Source organism: Salinarimonas soli (assembly GCF_008386575.1).
Lineage (GTDB): Bacteria > Pseudomonadota > Alphaproteobacteria > Rhizobiales > Beijerinckiaceae > Salinarimonas_A > Salinarimonas_A soli.
The window spans coordinates 127960-144016 of the sequence record NZ_VUOA01000014.1 but is presented as its reverse complement, the minus strand read 5'-3'; the positions used below and the strand labels follow the sequence as shown (position 1 = coordinate 144016).

Genomic DNA, 16057 nt, shown 5'->3' with positions numbered 1-16057 from the left:
CTCGCCCGTCACGCCGGAGCGGCCGTGCCCCGACGCCATTCGAGATGGACCGCTTTTCGCCTCACCGAGAGGGGCCGGAGCGGAAGGCATCGTTCCGCGAAATGGAAGGATCGTCCCGCGGCCGGCGGCGGCAGCTCCCGCGCCGGAGAAAAGGGGGAGCCCGGCCCCGTCCGTTCCACGGAATGGAAGCGTCCATTCCAATCCCGCCCGTCGTCGGCTCCGCCCGGGGCGCCCATCTCATGAACGGGCCGGCACCGAGCCGGCTTCGCACGAAAGACCTACCCAATGTCCACCACCGAACGGCTCGTCCAGACCGGCCGGACGCATACGACGGGCGGCCGCGACGGCGCCGCGCGCAGCAGCGACGGACGCCTCGCGGTCGCGCTGTCGAGGCCCGGCACGCCGGGCACCGGCACCAATCCCGAGCAGCTGCTTGCGGCGGGCTGGTCGGCGAGCTTCCTCGACGCGCTCCAGATCGCCGCGGTGGAGCGCGGCGTTCGCCTGCCCCCCGGGGCGGCCATCGACGCCGAGGTCCACCTCTATCGCGACGAGGACGCCTCCTTCCTGCGGGCGCGCCTTCACGTGAGCCTGCCCGACGTGCTGCGGCCCCTCGCGCAGGTTCTGGTCCGCGCCGCTCACGAGACCTGCCCCTATTCCAAGGCCACGCGCGGCAACGTCGACGTCGCGATCACCGTCGCCTGACCCACACGACCCTACAGGAGATCCATCATGACCCATTCGACCAAGGGAACGGCGCTGATCACGGGCGCCTCGGCCGGCATCGGCGCCGTCTACGCGGACCGGCTCGCCCGCCGCGGCTACGACCTCGTCCTCGTCGCCCGCAACCAGGCCCGCCTCACGGCGCTGGCGGCGCGCCTCGCCGCCGAGACCGGCCAGCGGGTCGAGCCCCTCGTCGCCGACCTCGACCATCCGGGCGATCTCGCCCGGGTCGAGGCCCGCCTGCGTACCGACGCGGGCATCACGCTCCTCGTCAACAATGCGGGCGTCGGCGCGACGGCGCCGCTCCTCCAAGCCGACGTCGAGCGCATGGACGCGATGATCCGGCTCAACGTCGTCGCGCTCACCCGGCTCACCTACGCGGCCGTGCCGGGTTTCGTGGAGCGCGGCGGCGGGACGATCGTGAACGTCGCCTCGATCGTGGCGATCGCGCCGGAGACGCTGAACGGCGTCTATGGGGGCACGAAGGCCTTCGTGCTCGCCCTGAGCCAGTCGCTGCACCACGAGCTCCACGGCCGGGGCGTGCGCGTCCAGGCCGTGCTGCCCGGCGCGACCGCCACCGAGTTCTGGGATGCGGCGGGCCTCCCGCTCGCCCACCTGCCGAGCGCCATCGTGATGACGGCGGACGATCTCGTCGGCGCGGCCCTCGCGGGGCTCGATCAGGGCGAGGTCGTCACCATCCCGGCCCTGCCCGATGCAGGCGAGTGGGACCGCTACGAGACGGCGCGGCGCGCCATGGCGGGGCACCTCTCCAATGCCGCCCCGGCCGCCCGCTACGCCGCCGGACGGGCCCGATAGGCCCGAGCGGCCGCTTCGTGAACCCCGCTCACGAGGCGGCCGCCGCGAGGGGGAGCGCCGCGGATCCCCGTACCGGGGGCTCCACCATCCGCGGGAACGCCGCCGCGGCGGACGCGTCGCCGCCGCGAACCGTCACGGCGTTCGAGGCGAACGGGACGCCCGCGGCGCCCAGCGCCTCGTAGAGGCGCCGCAGGGCGTGACGCTGGAGGTAGGTCGGCCGGCCGGGCTTTGCCGTGAACTTGCAGCGGACGATGACGGCCGTCTCGGTGATGTCGTCCACGCCCTGCATCTTGAGCGGCAGAAGGTAGTCCTCCCCGACCTCCGGATCGGCGAGCAGGTCCTGGCCGACGCGCTTGATCGTCTTGCGAGCCGTCTCGATATCCGCGGCCCGGTCGAGGCGCAGCACGAACTTCATGGTCGCGTAGTCGCGGGAATAGTTCGTCGTCGCCTGGATCTGGCCGAAGGGGACGGTGTGGACCGGCCCGTTCTGATGGCGCAGCTGCACCGACCGCAGGGTGATCTTCTGGACCGTGCCCCTGAGCTTTCCCGTGTCGATATACTCGCCGACCCGGAACGCGTCCTCGGCCATGAAGAAGATCCCCGAGACGATGTCGCGCACCAGCGCCTGGCTCCCGAAGGAGAGCGCGAGCCCCACGACGCCGAAGCCTGCCAGGAACGGCCCGATGTCGAACCCGAGCGAGGACAGGGCCACGAGGCCCGTGGTGCCCGCGACGAGGCCGAGGGCAAGGCTGCGCAACAGGGGCAGCGCGGTGACGAAGCGCGACCGGACGCCGTCGTCCCCCTCGTCCTCGGCTCCCGGGACAGTGCCGAAGGGTTTCGGGGTGTGCCCATCGAAATAGGCCGACAGCAGGCGCCAACCCACCCAGCCGGCGACGATCGCTGTCGCGGCCCCGCCGACGGCGCGTGCGAACGCGCCGACGCCCTGGGTCCTCGTGCCGAAGACGGGGACGCCCCACAGATGCGCGAGGCAGAAAGCCCCAAGGAGCCAAGTCGCCGCCACCCCCATGGTGCCGAGGACCCCGATCGGCGTGGCGGCCCTCTCGGCGCCGTCGTTCGGCCCTCCGGCAAGGTCGCGCGCCAGGGCGCCGATGCCCGCCGCCGTGATCGGCAGGACGAGAGCGAGCACCTGCGTGGCGGCGGCGGTCTCGCCCCACCACCCGCCGTCCGCCATCGCGAGGCCGAGCCGCCCGGCGCACCAGAGAAGGACCGCGAGCGCCGCGATGAGCCCCGGCGCGACGCCCGCCGCGAACGCCCGGACGGGCCCCGCCGCGCCGCCGCCCCTGACGAGATCGGCGATGTCGGCGCGGCTGGCGAGGGCCCACCAGACCTTGCCCGCGGCGAGCGCGAGGCCGGCGGCGAAGTGCCATCCGGCGACGCCCTCGCGCGGCGCGCCGATCTCGGCGGCGAAGCCGGCGGCCGCGGGGATCGCCGCCGCCAGAACGGCATAGGCGCCGAGCGCGCGCGCATGGAAGACGGGATGCAGGATCGGGAGGAGGCGCCGCTCGGGCGCCCCCGGCGACACCAGGAACCGGATGATCGCGAAGCCGATGCCCGCTGCCGTCGCAGCGTTCACGAGGCTCATCGCGGCGGCCCGCGCCACGTCGTCCTCGGGCAGCCAGCCCGGAAGGCTCGTGGCGCTCGCGACCGCGAAGGCGAGAAGCACCGCGCCGTCGCGCCCGAGCGCGGCGCCCGACGCCTTCAGCCTGTCCACGAAGCGGTGCTCCGGCCCGATCGACGGGGCGGGGAGGGCGCGTCGCAGGAGGGCATGCGCCACGCCCGCGGCGGCGAGCCCCGTGCCGAGCACGGCGACGACGAGCCCCGCCGCGCCGCCCGGCCCGCCCCCGTTGCGCGCCTCCCGCCAGGCCCGGTCGGTGGCCCGCCAGAGTTCGGGGATCGCGGGCACGGCGTGGGCGCCACGCGCGACACCCCTGAGGAAGGCCTGCCACAGATCTCCTAAGCCCCGGGCCGGCGTCAGGGGCGTCGCGGCGGCGGCTGGCGCGGAGCCCATCTGCACGGGGTTGCCCTGCCGGCGCAGCGTATCGACGAGGCGCCCCAGGCGGTCCTGATCGTCGCCTGGCTGCACCACGATCGTGATCGGCGCGAGCGGCGCCTCGGCCGCGCGGGCGGCGCCGGAGAGGGCGACGAAGATCACGGCGAGCGCCGCGCCGAGCCAGGTCCGGACGTGGGGTGTCATGTCGATCCTCCAGGCCCGCTCGCGTCTCCGGCCCCCGCGGACGATGGTCGCGCAGCCCCCGCACGAGCGCCCGTTATCGCCGGTGAGGCGCCGTGAGCTTTCGCGAACGCCCGGCCGCGACGCCCGTGGTTCGGCCAGCGCGAGAAACCGGCAGCAAGATGGGGCAAGCGGCGACCTCGCCGTCCGGCGACACTGCAAGCGTGGCTTTCGCGGCCGGCGCCGATCTTTCCACGCGATGGAAGGCCGTCTTACGGCGCGGGCCGGTTCAGAGCCGGCTACCGCGCCCCGAGATCATCCGGGCGGGCTCCGGGACCGGCCGGCCGGCGCCCGGCCAAGAGCAAGGAGATTCACGATGACGACCGACAGAGTTCTCTACACGGCGCGCATCCACACCACGGGCGGCCGCGAGGGCGCCGCCCGCAGCTCGGACGGGCAGCTGGACGTGAAGCTCTCGACGCGTGGGACGAAGGCCGCGGGCACCAACCCCGAGCAGCTCTTCGCGGCGGGCTGGTCGGCCTGCTTCGAGGCCGCCATGGGCCTCGCCGCCAAGACCCGCGGAATCACGCTGCCGGCCAGCCTCGCGATCGACGCGGAGGTGGACCTGCTGCTGGGAGGCGACGGCTACAATCTCGGCGCGCGGCTCAACGTGAGCCTGCCGGGCCTCGACCGCGCCACGGCGCAGGAGATCGTCGACGCCGCGGAGGCGACCTGCCCCTACTCGAAGGCGATCCGCGGCAACGTAGACGTGGCCATCGCGCTCGTCTGACCCCGGCGCAAGAGCCGGATCGCACCCACCCTTGAGAGGAGATCGAATATGAGCAACGACGTGAAGGTCGCGATCGTCACAGGCGCATCGCAGGGCATCGGCGCGGGTCTCGTCAGGGCGTTTCGGGAGCGCGGCTACCGCGTCGTCGCCGCCTCGCGCTCCATCGAGCCAAGCGCGGACCTCGACATCCTCACCGTGCGCGGGGACGTGGGCGACCCCGCGACCGCCGACCGGCTGGTCACGGAGGCGCTGGCCCGTTTCGGGCGCATCGACACGCTCGTGAACAATGCCGGTATCTTCATCGCCAAGCCGTTCACGGAATACACGGCCGAGGATTTCCGCGCGAAGGTCGCCACGAACCTCGCTGGCTTCTTCTTCGTCACCCAGCGGGTCGCGGGCGCGATGCTGGACCAGGGCTCCGGCCATATCGTGAGCATCACGACGAGCCTCGCCGACCATCCGACGAGCCGTGTCCCCACGGTGCTCGCCAACCTCACCAAGGGCGGCATCAACTCCGCCACGAAGGCTCTCGCCGTCGAGTACGCGGCGCGGGGCGTGCGCGTGAACGCGGTCTCGCCCGGCGTCGTCAAGACGCCGATGCATCCGCCGGAGACGCACGAGTTCCTCGCGTCCCTCCATCCCATGAACCGGATGGGCGAGATCGGCGACGTTGTCGACGCCGTGATGTTTCTCGAATCGGCGGGCTACGTCACGGGCGAGATCCTGCATGTCGACGGCGGCCAGACGGCCGGAATCTGACCCGCGAGGAGGAGCCCGCCATGCCGATCGTCACCATCCAGATCACCCGCGAGGGCACCGGCCCGGGCCGCTCGGCCGCCACGGCGGCGGAGAAGGCCGCGCTCATCGCCGGCGCGAGCCGGCTTCTGCTCGACGTGCTCCACAAGCCGCTTGATTCGACCTTCGTGGTGATCGAGGAAGTGGAGACCGAGAACTGGGGCTGGGGCGGCCTGCCCGCGCTCGAGTTCCGCAAGAGACAGCAGGCGCCCTGAGCGCGCCTGTCCTTGGACCCGGCGTGCGGCCGCGCCGCACGGGGGCAGGAGAACCGTCATGCCGGTACGCGATCGAGACCACCTCCTGCGCCTCCTCGGGATCGAGCTCCCGATCATCCAGGCGCCCATGGCCGGTGCCGCGACGCCGGAGATGGTGATCGCGGTGAGCGAGGCCGGGGGGCTCGGATCGCTGCCGGGCGCCCTGTACACGCCCCCCGAGCTTCGCGCCGCCCTCGACCGGGTCCGCGCCGGCACGCGACGGTCCTTCAACCTCAACTTCTTCTGCCACGTCCCGCCGCCCGAGGATCCCGCCCGCCAGGCCGCCTGGCGCGAGCGCCTGCGGCCCTATTATGCGCAGGCCGGTCTCGACCCCGACAGGCCTGCGCCCCCAAGCGGACGCACGCCCTTCGACGAGGCGGCCTGCGCGATCGTCGAGGAGGTGCGGCCGAGGGTGGTGAGCTTCCATTTCGGCCTGCCCGAGGACGGCCTGCTGCGGCGGGTGAAGGCCACGGGCGCCGTGGTGCTCGGCTGCGCCACCAATGTGGCCGAGGCTCGCTGGCTCGTGGAGCGCGGCGTCGACGCGGTGATCGCCATGGGCGCCGAGGCCGGCGGTCACCGCGGCGCCTTCCTCGACCTCGACATATCGCGCCAGATCGGCACCTTCGCCCTCGTGCCGCAGGTCGCGGACGCGGTGCCCGTGCCGGTGATCGCGGCGGGCGGGATCGCGGACCGCCGCGGCGTCGAGGCCGCGTTCGTCCTAGGGGCGTCGGCCGCGCAGGTCGGCACCGCCTTTCTCCTGACGCCCGAGGCGAAGATCCCGGCCGTCCACCGCGCGGCCCTCCAGGAGCCCGATCGCCCGACCGCGCTCACGAATCTCCTGACGGGTCGTCCCGCGCGCAGCATCGTCAACCGCCTCATGGCGGAGCTCGGCCCCCTGTCGGACGACGCACCCGCCTTCCCGACCGCGGGCACGGCCCTCGGACCCATCCGCGCCGCCGCCGAGGCGGCCGGGCGCGACGACTTCACGAATCTCTGGGCCGGCCAGGCCTTCCCCCTCGCCAGCCCCCTCTCGGCGGCCGACCTCACGCGCCGGCTTGCGGGGGTGGAGGGGTGATGGGATGGATGCGGGAACTCCCCTCTCCTGGATGGGAGAGGGGTCGGGGGTGAGGGTGCACGCTGGGCGTGGCACGCTTCGCGGCCGCCGCACTACCGGTCACCCCCGGGCTTGACCCCGGGGCCCAGGCTCGGGGTGCGATTGGGTGGCCGGGTCCAGCCCGGCCATGACAAGCGGAGGCGTCGAGACGGCTGGTCGGAGTTGGCCGCCCTCACCCCGGCCCCTTTCCCATCCTGGAGAGGGGAGGCACGCGTGCCGCTAACCCGTGATGAAATCCAGGAGGTCCTCGTTCACCCAGTCGGTGTGCGTGGCGCACAGGCCGTGGGAGGCGCCCTGGTAGATCTTGAGGGTCGTGTTGCGGATCAGCCGTGCCGCCTTCAGGGCCGAGGCCTCGACGGGCACGAAGCGGTCGTCGCCGCCGTGGATCACGAGGGCCGGCACGTCGACCCGCCGCAGATCGTCCGTGAGGTCGGTCTCCGAGAGGGCCGAGATCCCGAAATAGGCGGCGGTGAGGCCCGTGCGCATGCCCTGGTCGACGAAGGCCTCGCGCGTCGCCGCGTCGGCGCCCTCGCGCTCGCAGCCGAAGAACGTGGCGGCGAAGTCCCGGAAGAAGCCGGCCCGGTCCGTGAGCATCGATTCGCGCATGCGGTCGAAGGTCTCGATGGGCGTGCCCTCCGGGTTGTCCTTCGTCCGCAGCATCAGCGGCGGGATGGCGCCGATCAGCGCGACCTTGGAGACGCGCTCCGATCCGTAGCGGCCGAGATAGCGCACCACCTCGCCGCCGCCCGCGCCGTGCCCGACGAGGATGGCGTCGCGCAGGTCGTAGGCCTTGAGCAGCTCGTGCAGGTCGTCCGCGTAGGTGTCCATGTCGTGCCCGGCGAGGGTCCTGCTCGAGCGGCCGTGGCCGCGCCGGTCATGCGCCACGCAGCGCAGGCCCCGCGCGGCGAGGAAGCGCATCTGCGGGTCGAACGCGTCCGAGGACAGCGGCCAGGCATGGCTGAACACCACGGGCCGTCCCGTTCCCCAATCCTTCACGTGGATGGCGGCCCCGTCCCGCAGCATGAGCGAGCGTGACCCGGCGGGGCGATCGGTTCCGATCCGCGGCGCGCGGGGCGGCAGCATCGGGAGCGCGAAGGAATACGGGCGCCCGGCCGGGATGGACAGGCGGCGCTGGCGAGCGCGGGCCTGGCTTGGCCCAGCGGACGTCGGAGGAGCGGCGCTGGCGACGGGGGACATGGGTCTGCCTCAAACATCGAGGAATCGATCTCGACGCATTCAGCTTCGCACCGCCCACCGCCACCACGGAATTAAACGTCGTAAAAACCTGTAAAGCTCCCGGCTCGCCCGCTTGAGGTGAACGCTTCGCCACTGGCCAACCCATTACGTCGTAAGGAAAATCAGGATTTCGAGGCGCGTGCCGGGCTTCCGGCATTTGTTAAAGCCGCGCCGCCGCTCAGGCCCTGGCGCCCCGCAGGCGCGGGAGGCTGACCTCGAAGACGGCCCCGCCGCCCTCCGCCGGGAGGGCGCGAATCGTGCCGGCGTGGCTCTCGATGATCGAGCGGCAGATCGAGAGGCCGACGCCCAGCCCGTTCGGCTTCGTCGTGAAGAAGGCGCTGAACAGGCGCTCCCGGGTCTCGGCGTCGAGGCCCGGTCCCGTGTCGCGAACCACGAGGCGGGCGTGGTCGCCCTCGCCCGCGAGCGTGGTGAGCTTCACCACGCGGCGGCGATCGCGCATCGTCTCCATCGCCTGCGCGGCGTTGACCACGAGGTTGATCATCACCTGCTGCAGCTGGATCGCGTCCCCGGCCACCTCGAGGGCGTCCGGCGCGAGCCCCAGCTCGAGGGTGACCTCGCGGCGGGACAGCTCCTGCTGGATCACGGGCAAGGCCTCGTGAACCACCGCGTTGAGGTCGAGGGCGACGAGCTCGGGCGGGCTGTTGCGTACGAGCGCCCGCAGCCGGTTGAGCACGTCTCCCGCCCGGCGCCCGTTCTGGATGGCGCGCCGGATGGCGTTCTCGACCTCGACGAGATCGGGCTCCGCGCGCTGGAGCCAGCGCAGCGCCGCCTCGCAATTCGTGGATCCCGCACCGATGGGCTGGCTCACCTCGTGGGCGATCGAGGCCACCAGCTCGCCCAGCATGGCGATGCGGTTGACGTGGGCGAGCTCGGCCTGGGCCTGCTGGAAACGGTCCTCCGCGAGCTTCCGGCGGGTCACGTCCATCAGCATGCCGATATAGTAGTGAACCTCGCCCGCGGAATCGTAGAGCGGCCGGCCGGAGCCGTGGACGTGCCTGATCTGCCCGTCGAGCGACTTGACGCGGTAGTCGAGCTCGAAGACGCGCCGGTCGCGAACGGCCGCCGCGAAGAGCTCGTCGCAACGCTGGCGGTCGTCCGGGTGCACCCTTTCGAGGAACCAGTCGAGCCGCGTGGAGCCGGCCGGGTCAGGCTCCATGCCGAGGATCCGGAAGTGCTCCGGCGACCAGGTGAGCCGCCCCGAGGCGAGGTGCATGCACCAGCTGCCCGCGTGGCTCAGGTGCTCGCCCTCGCTCAAGAGGGCCTCCCGGAGCACCACATCCATGTGGCGGCGCGCGGTCGCGAGCGAGGTGGCGCCCTGGGCCGCCAGCGCGGCGACGGCCTCGATCATGTCCATGCCCGGGGGCGCGGCCCCCGGAGCGAAGGTGAGGCACAGGACGCCGACGGGGCTCTCCTCCTCGATCAAGGGAACCCCCAAGACGAGGGCGGGGGAGGGGCCCAGGACGAGCGCGCGACCCGCCCCCGCCACCTCGCGAACGACCGCGCCCAAGCGCTCCGTAAGCGCGGCTCCTGACGGTCCGGTGCCGCTCGCCGCTGCGACATGCGGCTCGTGCGCAAGGAGAACGAGCGTTCCCGACGAGGCGCCGGCTAGATCGATGCCAAGGCGCACGAGGGTCCTGCCGACGTCCTCCGGGGTGAGCTGCCGCGAGAGGATCCGAACGGCCTCGAGGAGCCGCGCCCGATCGCCGGCGGGGCGCACGGCTGGAGATCCGCGCCGCGACCCGAGGTCGGCCGCGCAGGCGCTGAGATCCGCGACCACCTGCTCGGCGGAGGCGTGGCGATGAGCGGGATCCGGCGCGAGAAGCCGGAGGATCGTCTCGTCGAGCCGGGCCGGGACGCCCTCCGCCCGCTCGCCAGGTCGGGCCGGGCGGCCGGGCGTGGGAGATGTCCCGGTCACGAGCGCGTAGAGAAGAGACCCGAGCGCATGGAGGTCGTCGCGCGGGTCCGCGTCGCGCGCCGCTCCCCCGGTCTCGCCGGTCAGGCGCGGTCGGGCGCGGCCGAAGCCGGTGAGCCGGCAACGGTCCCCATCGGTGACGAGAACGTTGGCCGGCCGGATGTCGCCATGGACGAGACCCGCTTCATGCGCCCGCCGGATCGCGTCCGACAGGCTCTCGCCCAGCCGCAGAACGCGGTCGACGGCAAGCGGGCTCGCGACCGCCGCGGCCAGGACGGCACCGCCGGGATCGGAGAGAAGGAGGGCGGGCCGCTCCTCGTGCCGGATCATCCGCAGCGGGCGCGCCGCCCAGTCCGGCTCCAGGCGATCGGCCAGCGCGTGCTCCCGCCGGAGCGTCTCGGCGACGCCCTCGTCCAGCCCGTCCCTGCCAGGGGCGCGCATGAGGACGGATTGGCCGAGGAACGGGTTCCACGCCCTGTAGGTGACGATCTCGTCGTCGTGCAGACGCGTGATCGCCCATCCGACCAGGTTCATCAGGCCCGCCTTCGCCTCGGGTACGAGTCGCAGGATCATAGCCCGGGGGCGGGAGGACACAAGCGCTTGGCACGGCGGTGAACGTCATGCCGCAGGCAGTAAACACGCGCGGGTGATGTGTTTACGGAACGAACGAGGCTCGTCGCAGGTCGATCGCGACACCTGGAAGACAACCGTCGCCGTAGGTTGCTGATACGAACATGACGTTACGGAAGGAAAACCACAGCTCGACTACGTTCAACTTGCCGAGCGCGCGGCGGCCGGCTCCGACCGGCGGCCGAATGCGCGCGGCGAGAGGCCCGTCTCGCGGTGAAACAGCTTTGCGAAGCGGCTGGGATTCTCGTAGCCCACCGCCGCCGCCACATCCACGACTCGCATGCCGCGTCCGGCCAGGAGCTCCTTGGCGCGCTCGATGCGCCGCATCTGGATCCAGCGATGGGGCGGCAGTCCCGTCGAGGCCTTGAAGGCGCGCGCGAAATGATAGGTCGAGAGCCGCGCCACCCCGGCGAGCTCGTCGAGGGTGAGGGCGTCGGAGACGGAGGCGTCGATGTGGGCCATCACCCGGCGCAGCGCCCAGGGCGCCAGCCCTCCCGTCGACCGCGCCGGGGCCGCGCGCGACAGGCGGGCGAGCTCGTGCCGGAGGGTCGCGACGCGGCTGCGGTCGAAACCGCCGTCGGGCGTGTCGTCGCGCTCCGCCCAGAGGCTTTCGCAAAGAGCCGTGATGAGCGGGCTCGTGCGGGCGCCGAGCCCCAGGCCGTCCAGATCGCCCGTCAGGGGCGACGCTCCGGCTGGCCCGGCAGGATCGATCGTGAGCACCAGGAGATCGTGCTCCTGGTCGAGCCGCATCTCCGCGGCCGGACCCGGCGGCAGGACGAGAACCTGTCCCGGCGCCAGCGTGAACGGGCGAGCCGCGCCGCCGCTGCGCATGGTGCCCTGGGCCAGCCGTCCGCGGGTGAGGAGCAGCGTCGGCTCCGGGGAGGCGGGGAGGGCATGGGGGCCCGCCGGGCCCCGGGCGCGCCGGATCCGCGCGAGGCCTGGGATCGTCCGCTCGCTCGCGTCGCCGCCGGGGCTCGGCTGCGGGGTGAGCGGTTGCCCGGTCCAGAGGCTTGCGGGTTGAACGTTGACGGTCACGGAGGGCTCCCGGTCGTAAGGATGCGGGGAATGATGCTGACGGGTCCGCCCGCGCGATTGGAGATCGTTGCTGGAAACCGCCCGAAAGCTCCGGATTGCACGGGCCTTGCGGGGCTCAAGAGGGGAGCCCCCGGGCGCCTGCCATCGGCGCCGCGTCGGTCGTCCCGCGCCCGGGCCCTCCGGCCAGCTCGCGGGTCAGGCGCCCGGCGTCGAGCGCCCCCTCCCAGCGCGCCACGACGAGGGTCGCGACCGCGTTGCCGACGAGGTTCGTCAGGGCGCGGCACTCGCTCATGAACTTGTCGATGCCGACCAGGATCGCGAGGGCCTGGATCGGGATGTCGGGTACGATCGAGAGGGTCGCGGCGAGGGTGACGAAGCCGGCTCCCGTCACCCCCGACGCCCCCTTGGAGGTGAGCATCGCGACGGCCAGGATCGTGAGCTCCTGGGTTAGCGTCAGCGGCGTGTTCGTGGCCTGCGCCAGGAAGAGCACCGCAAGGGTGATGTAGATGTTCGTGCCGTCGAGGTTGAACGAGTAGCCGGTCGGCACGACGAGCCCGACCACCGACGGCGACGCGCCGAGCGTCTGGAGCTTCTGGATCATGTGCGGCAGGACGGTCTCGGAGGACGAGGTGCCGAGAACGATGAGGAGCTCGTCCCCGATGTAACGGACGAGCCGCAGGATCGAGAAGCCGTTGAGCCGCGCGATGCTGCCGAGGACCAGGAGCACAAAGATCGCGCTCGTCAGGTAGAACGTCGCCACGAGCTGGACGAGGTTCCACAGCGAGCCCAGGCCATAGGCCCCCACCGTGAACGCCATCGCGCCGAACGCCCCGATGGGGGCGAGCCGGACGATGAGGCCGATGATGCGGAAGAACATCTGCCCCGCGAGGTCGACGGCTGCCGCGATGCGCTGCCCGGGAGCGCCCATCCGGGAGACCGCGACGCCCGAGAGGACCGATACCAGCAGGACCTGCAGGAGGTCGCCCTTGGCGAAGGCATCGACGAAGGTGGAGGGCACGATGGCCATGAGGTGGTCGACGAACGAACCCTCGCCGGCCCGGCGCACGTAGCTCTCCACCGCACGCGGGTCGAGGGCCGTGGCGTCGATGTCGAACCCGGCGCCAGGCCGGACCGTCCGCCCGACCACGAGCCCGATCGCGAGGGCCGCCGTCGAGACCACCTCGAAATAGACCAGCGCCTTCAGCCCGACCCGCCCGACGCTCTTGAGGTCGCTCATGGACGCGATGCCGTGCACGACCGTGCAGAAGATCACGGGCGCGATCATCATCTTGATGAGCCCGATAAAGGCGTCGCCCAGCGGCTTGAGGGCGGCACCGAGGCCCGGATAGGCGTAGCCCACCGCGACGCCCGCGACGATCGCCGCGAGCACCTGCACGTAGAGGACCCCGTACCAGGGGGTCGGACGGGGGGCGCCGGGTGGCTGTGGTTCGGGGTGCATGGGCAGCTCCTCGCGGCATCGAACGGTCCGCCGAGCCGGCCGACCGAAGCCGCAATGTCACCCCGTCGAAGTCCCCGATGAAGATCCGCCTTGTCGGGTTCGCACGACCGAGCGGCGGACGGCCCCCACGCCGCCGTTCCTGTCGTCGTGCCGGGAAACCCGCAGCAAGCGCGAGCAATCGCGGGCGGCCCAGCCGGGCGACAGTCCCCACAAGGCTGGCGACGGCCGCACCCCGCCCCATGGGTTCGCCCGAGGGGCGCCCCGGACCCGGAGGACGAGCACCATGACCCACGACGCCTCTCTCGGAGCCGGGCTCGTGGCCGCCCTGCCGGCCCTGAAGGCCTATGCCCGCTCGCTGACGCGCGACGCGGACGCTGCCGACGATCTCGTCCAGGAGACGGCCCTCAAGGCCTGGGCGGCGCGACACCAGTTCTCGCCCGGCACGAAGCTGGAGGCCTGGCTCTTCACGATCCTGCGCAACTCGTTCATCGGCGGCCACCGCCGCCGCCGGCACGAGGTGGACGATCCCGACGGGGTCTTCGCCGACCGGATGGAGATCCCGGCGCCGCAGGAGGCCGTCGTCGTGCGCCTCTCGCTCCAGTACGCCCTCGACCGGCTCAGCTCGGAGCAGCGGGAGGTGCTCATGCTGCTCGGGGGCGAGGGGCACAGCTATGCGGAGGCCGCCGAGCGCGCAGGCGTCGTGACGGGCACGATCAAGAGCCGCGTCCACCGCGCCCGACACCAGCTCTCGGCCCTGATGGGATGAGACGGCGCGCGGGTTGCCGCGGGCCGCGGGCCCGCGGTCAGACGCTGAGCCGCTCAAGGTCCCACGCTCCTCCGGCGGGCGCCGCGATGGCGGACCGGACCGCGTCGAGAAGCTCCTGGTGGCGCACGGGCTTCACCAGGAACTCGAGGGCGCCGGCCTTCATGGCACGAACCGACATATGGACGTCGGCATGGCCGCTGATGAAGATCAGCGGCACCTGGAGCCCGGCCCGGATGAGGTCGGCCTGGAACTCCAGGCCGCTCCGCTCGGGCAGCCACACGTCCAGGATCACGCAGCGCGGCGGGGCGGGGCTCGCGCCCTCCAGGAAGGCGCGGACCGAGCCGAACGGAGCGACGCTCAGCCCCGCCGAGCGCAGGAGGCTCTGGAGGGAGTCGCGGCTATCGGGATCGTCCTCGATGAGCACTACCTCCGGCGCCTCGCCGGCGGACGGGTGAGCCATGGGCACGGGCCGTTCGGCCGGCGTCGCCCTGGCGGGGGCGACGTCAGGTAGGGCGAGGAGCGGCATGCCGCCGGGGAAGGGACGGCGGGTCTCGGCGGGCGCGGCCTCGTCGGCGAGCAGATAGCCGCGCCCCGGGACGGTCTTGATGACGTCGCGGTCGGGCCCCAGCACCTTGCGCAGGCAGGCCATCTGGAAGCGCAGGTTGCTCTCCTCCACGACCATGCGCGGCCAGACGTTCCGGAAGATCTCGTCCTTCGTCACGATGGTGCCGCGCGCGAGCAGGAGCACCGCGAGCAGGTCGAAGGCCCGGCTGCCGATCTCGACCGGCACCCCGTCGCGCAGCAGGACCCGCGATCCCATCACGAGCTCGAAGCCGCGGAACCGGGTCTGGGGGCGCGCCTCGCTGACATCACCGGCCGGGGGTGCGTCGGCTTCGTCCGCCATCGCGTTCGCACTCATAGGGCTTCTCCCCTGTCCCGCTTGCCTGCAGGTTACCCGAGGGATCCCGTCGCGATCCATCCTGCAAAGGGGTGGGGGCTCTCAGACCACGGTCGAGGCCGGCCCGACTTTGGTCGAGGTCGCTTGAACGAAGGTGTACCGGCCGCGCCGGGCCGGGGTCACTCCCCCGGCGAGCCGGCCTTCAGCAGGTCCGACATGCGCACCAGGTCGACGAGGGATTCGGCTCCCATCTTGCGCATGAGATGGCCGCGGTGGAACTTGACCGAGGCCTCGGTGAGGCCGCAGGCCGCCGCGATCTGCTTGTTGCGCAGCCCCGACACGACGAGCCCCATGATCTCGCGCTCGCGCGGCGTGAGGCTCGCATGGCCTGCCCGCACCTCGGCCGTGCGCCGCGCCTCGTCCCGGCGGGCGCGGTCCCGCTCGATCGCGATCTGGACGGCGTCGAGGAGATCCTGGTCGCGCACGGGCTTCGTGAAGAAATCGATCGCGCCGGCCTTGATGGCACGTACCGACATCTGCACGTCGGCATGGCCGCTGATGAAGATCACGGGCGGAAGCGAGCCCGATCCCCGCCGCTCGTCGAAGAAGTCGAGGCCGCTCTGGCCCGGAAGACGCACGTCGAGGACGAGGCATCCGGGAGCGTCGACGACCGCGCTCGACGTATAGTCCCGCACCGAGGCGAAGACCTCCACCCGCAGGCCCACGGAGCGGAAGAGGCCGCCGAGGGCCTCCCGGACATGGCCGTCGTCGTCGATCACGACGACGGTCGCGGGCGGGGTCTGGTCAGGCGAGGCGGGCAAGGCGGGAGAGTCCTGCGAGGGAAGGGGGGCGAGCGCTCACGGCCGGGCCGCCATGGGGGTGTGGAGCCCGGATCGCCGGCGCCCGACCGGAGGGGTGAGGAGGCGGAGCAAGGGGCCGGTCGCCGAGCCGACGACCCTCCACATGATGCCCGCCATCGATCCGCTCCCCCGAGAACGCCGGCCTGTCGAGCCTAGGGGAGCGATGTGCCGAACGATAGACGGATCTTGCGCCATTCGGGCCCGCCGGGATTTCGGTGGGCTAAGGTCAACAACATCGTCGCCGCTTGCCCCGTCTCACGCCGTCTCACGGGCCCTGGGCCGTCTCGCCGGACAGCTCCGGGACCGGCCCGGCGAGAAGGCCCACTCCCCCCCCTCGTCCTGAGGCGCGAGCGGAGCGAGCCTCGAAGGGCGCTCCAGGGATCTCCCTCCGGCTCACGCCTGTGGTGCGTGCTTCGAGGCCCGGCTCACGCAGGGCACCTCAGCATGAGGGGGACAGGTGCGGACCGTCCCGGGTCAGGCTCTCAGCATAAGGGAGGGCAGGCGCAAAGCCCGGCGCGGCGGCACCTGAGCCCACGCCGGCGCGCACCATCTCGCACCGT

At 72.4% G+C, this 16057-nt stretch carries 14 protein-coding genes; 7 read left to right on the top strand and 7 right to left on the bottom strand.

From position 1 onward, the window contains the following. Nucleotides 1-285: 285 nt before the first annotated feature. Together F0L46_RS06325 and F0L46_RS06320 are read left to right on the top strand one after the other, a co-directional pair. Nucleotides 286-702 (top strand): organic hydroperoxide resistance protein, encoded by a 417-nt coding sequence (locus F0L46_RS06325; RefSeq protein ID WP_149816206.1) that lies wholly within the window; start codon nucleotides 286-288, stop codon nucleotides 700-702. A 27-nt stretch (nucleotides 703-729) separates the two neighbouring features. Further along, nucleotides 730-1536, top strand: coding sequence for an SDR family NAD(P)-dependent oxidoreductase (locus F0L46_RS06320; protein ID WP_149816205.1), 807 nt, complete (start codon nucleotides 730-732; stop codon nucleotides 1534-1536). A 28-nt stretch (nucleotides 1537-1564) separates the two neighbouring features. On the opposite strand, the gene F0L46_RS06315 is transcribed toward F0L46_RS06320, so the two are convergent. Beyond that, complete coding sequence (locus F0L46_RS06315; RefSeq protein WP_149816204.1) at nucleotides 1565-3751, bottom strand: mechanosensitive ion channel family protein; 2187 nt, start codon at nucleotides 3749-3751, stop codon at nucleotides 1565-1567. A 352-nt stretch (nucleotides 3752-4103) separates the two neighbouring features. On the opposite strand from F0L46_RS06315, the gene F0L46_RS06310 reads away from it, so the two are divergent. Genes F0L46_RS06310 through F0L46_RS06295 form a run of 4 tightly spaced genes read left to right on the top strand, consistent with a single transcriptional unit; the run spans nucleotide 4104 to nucleotide 6641 of the window. Beyond that, nucleotides 4104-4517: an organic hydroperoxide resistance protein gene (locus F0L46_RS06310; RefSeq protein ID WP_149816203.1), complete on the top strand. Its 414-nt coding sequence runs from the start codon at nucleotides 4104-4106 to the stop codon at nucleotides 4515-4517. A 48-nt stretch (nucleotides 4518-4565) separates the two neighbouring features. Further along, complete coding sequence (locus F0L46_RS06305; protein WP_149816202.1) at nucleotides 4566-5276, top strand: SDR family NAD(P)-dependent oxidoreductase; 711 nt, start codon at nucleotides 4566-4568, stop codon at nucleotides 5274-5276. 20 nt (nucleotides 5277-5296) lie between these two features. Continuing rightward, entirely contained in the window at nucleotides 5297-5527 is a 231-nt protein-coding gene (locus F0L46_RS06300; RefSeq protein WP_149816201.1) for a tautomerase family protein, read from the top strand. A 58-nt stretch (nucleotides 5528-5585) separates the two neighbouring features. Then, nucleotides 5586-6641 (top strand): NAD(P)H-dependent flavin oxidoreductase, encoded by a 1056-nt coding sequence (locus tag F0L46_RS06295; protein ID WP_149816200.1) that lies wholly within the window; start codon nucleotides 5586-5588, stop codon nucleotides 6639-6641. A gap of 258 nt (nucleotides 6642-6899) precedes the next feature. Here the strand turns inward: F0L46_RS06295 and F0L46_RS06290 are convergent, their stop codons facing one another. The 4 genes from F0L46_RS06290 to F0L46_RS06275 form a co-directional block, all read right to left on the bottom strand. Beyond that, entirely contained in the window at nucleotides 6900-7877 is a 978-nt protein-coding gene (locus tag F0L46_RS06290) for an alpha/beta fold hydrolase (RefSeq protein ID WP_240539890.1), read from the bottom strand. A gap of 217 nt (nucleotides 7878-8094) precedes the next feature. Continuing rightward, a complete protein-coding gene (locus F0L46_RS06285; RefSeq protein WP_188311874.1) occupies nucleotides 8095-10383 on the bottom strand; it encodes an ATP-binding protein in 2289 nt (762 codons plus the stop codon). Between the two features lie 237 nt (nucleotides 10384-10620). Further along, complete coding sequence (locus tag F0L46_RS06280; protein ID WP_149816198.1) at nucleotides 10621-11514, bottom strand: helix-turn-helix domain-containing protein; 894 nt, start codon at nucleotides 11512-11514, stop codon at nucleotides 10621-10623. 115 nt (nucleotides 11515-11629) lie between these two features. Next, nucleotides 11630-12973 carry a dicarboxylate/amino acid:cation symporter gene (locus F0L46_RS06275; protein WP_149816197.1) on the bottom strand — a complete coding sequence of 448 codons (1344 nt, stop codon included), beginning with the start codon at nucleotides 12971-12973 and terminating at the stop codon, nucleotides 11630-11632. Nucleotides 12974-13256: 283 nt separating this feature from the next. On the opposite strand from F0L46_RS06275, the gene F0L46_RS06270 reads away from it, so the two are divergent. Continuing rightward, nucleotides 13257-13739, top strand: a complete 483-nt coding sequence (locus F0L46_RS06270; protein ID WP_149816196.1) for a sigma-70 family RNA polymerase sigma factor — start codon at nucleotides 13257-13259, stop codon at nucleotides 13737-13739. Nucleotides 13740-13776: 37 nt separating this feature from the next. Here the strand turns inward: F0L46_RS06270 and F0L46_RS06265 are convergent, their stop codons facing one another. Together F0L46_RS06265 and F0L46_RS06260 are read right to left on the bottom strand one after the other, a co-directional pair. Beyond that, entirely contained in the window at nucleotides 13777-14658 is an 882-nt protein-coding gene (locus F0L46_RS06265) for a response regulator (protein WP_188311873.1), read from the bottom strand. A gap of 158 nt (nucleotides 14659-14816) precedes the next feature. Next, nucleotides 14817-15458 carry a response regulator transcription factor gene (locus tag F0L46_RS06260; RefSeq protein ID WP_149816194.1) on the bottom strand — a complete coding sequence of 214 codons (642 nt, stop codon included), beginning with the start codon at nucleotides 15456-15458 and terminating at the stop codon, nucleotides 14817-14819. Nucleotides 15459-16057: the final 599 nt, after the last annotated feature.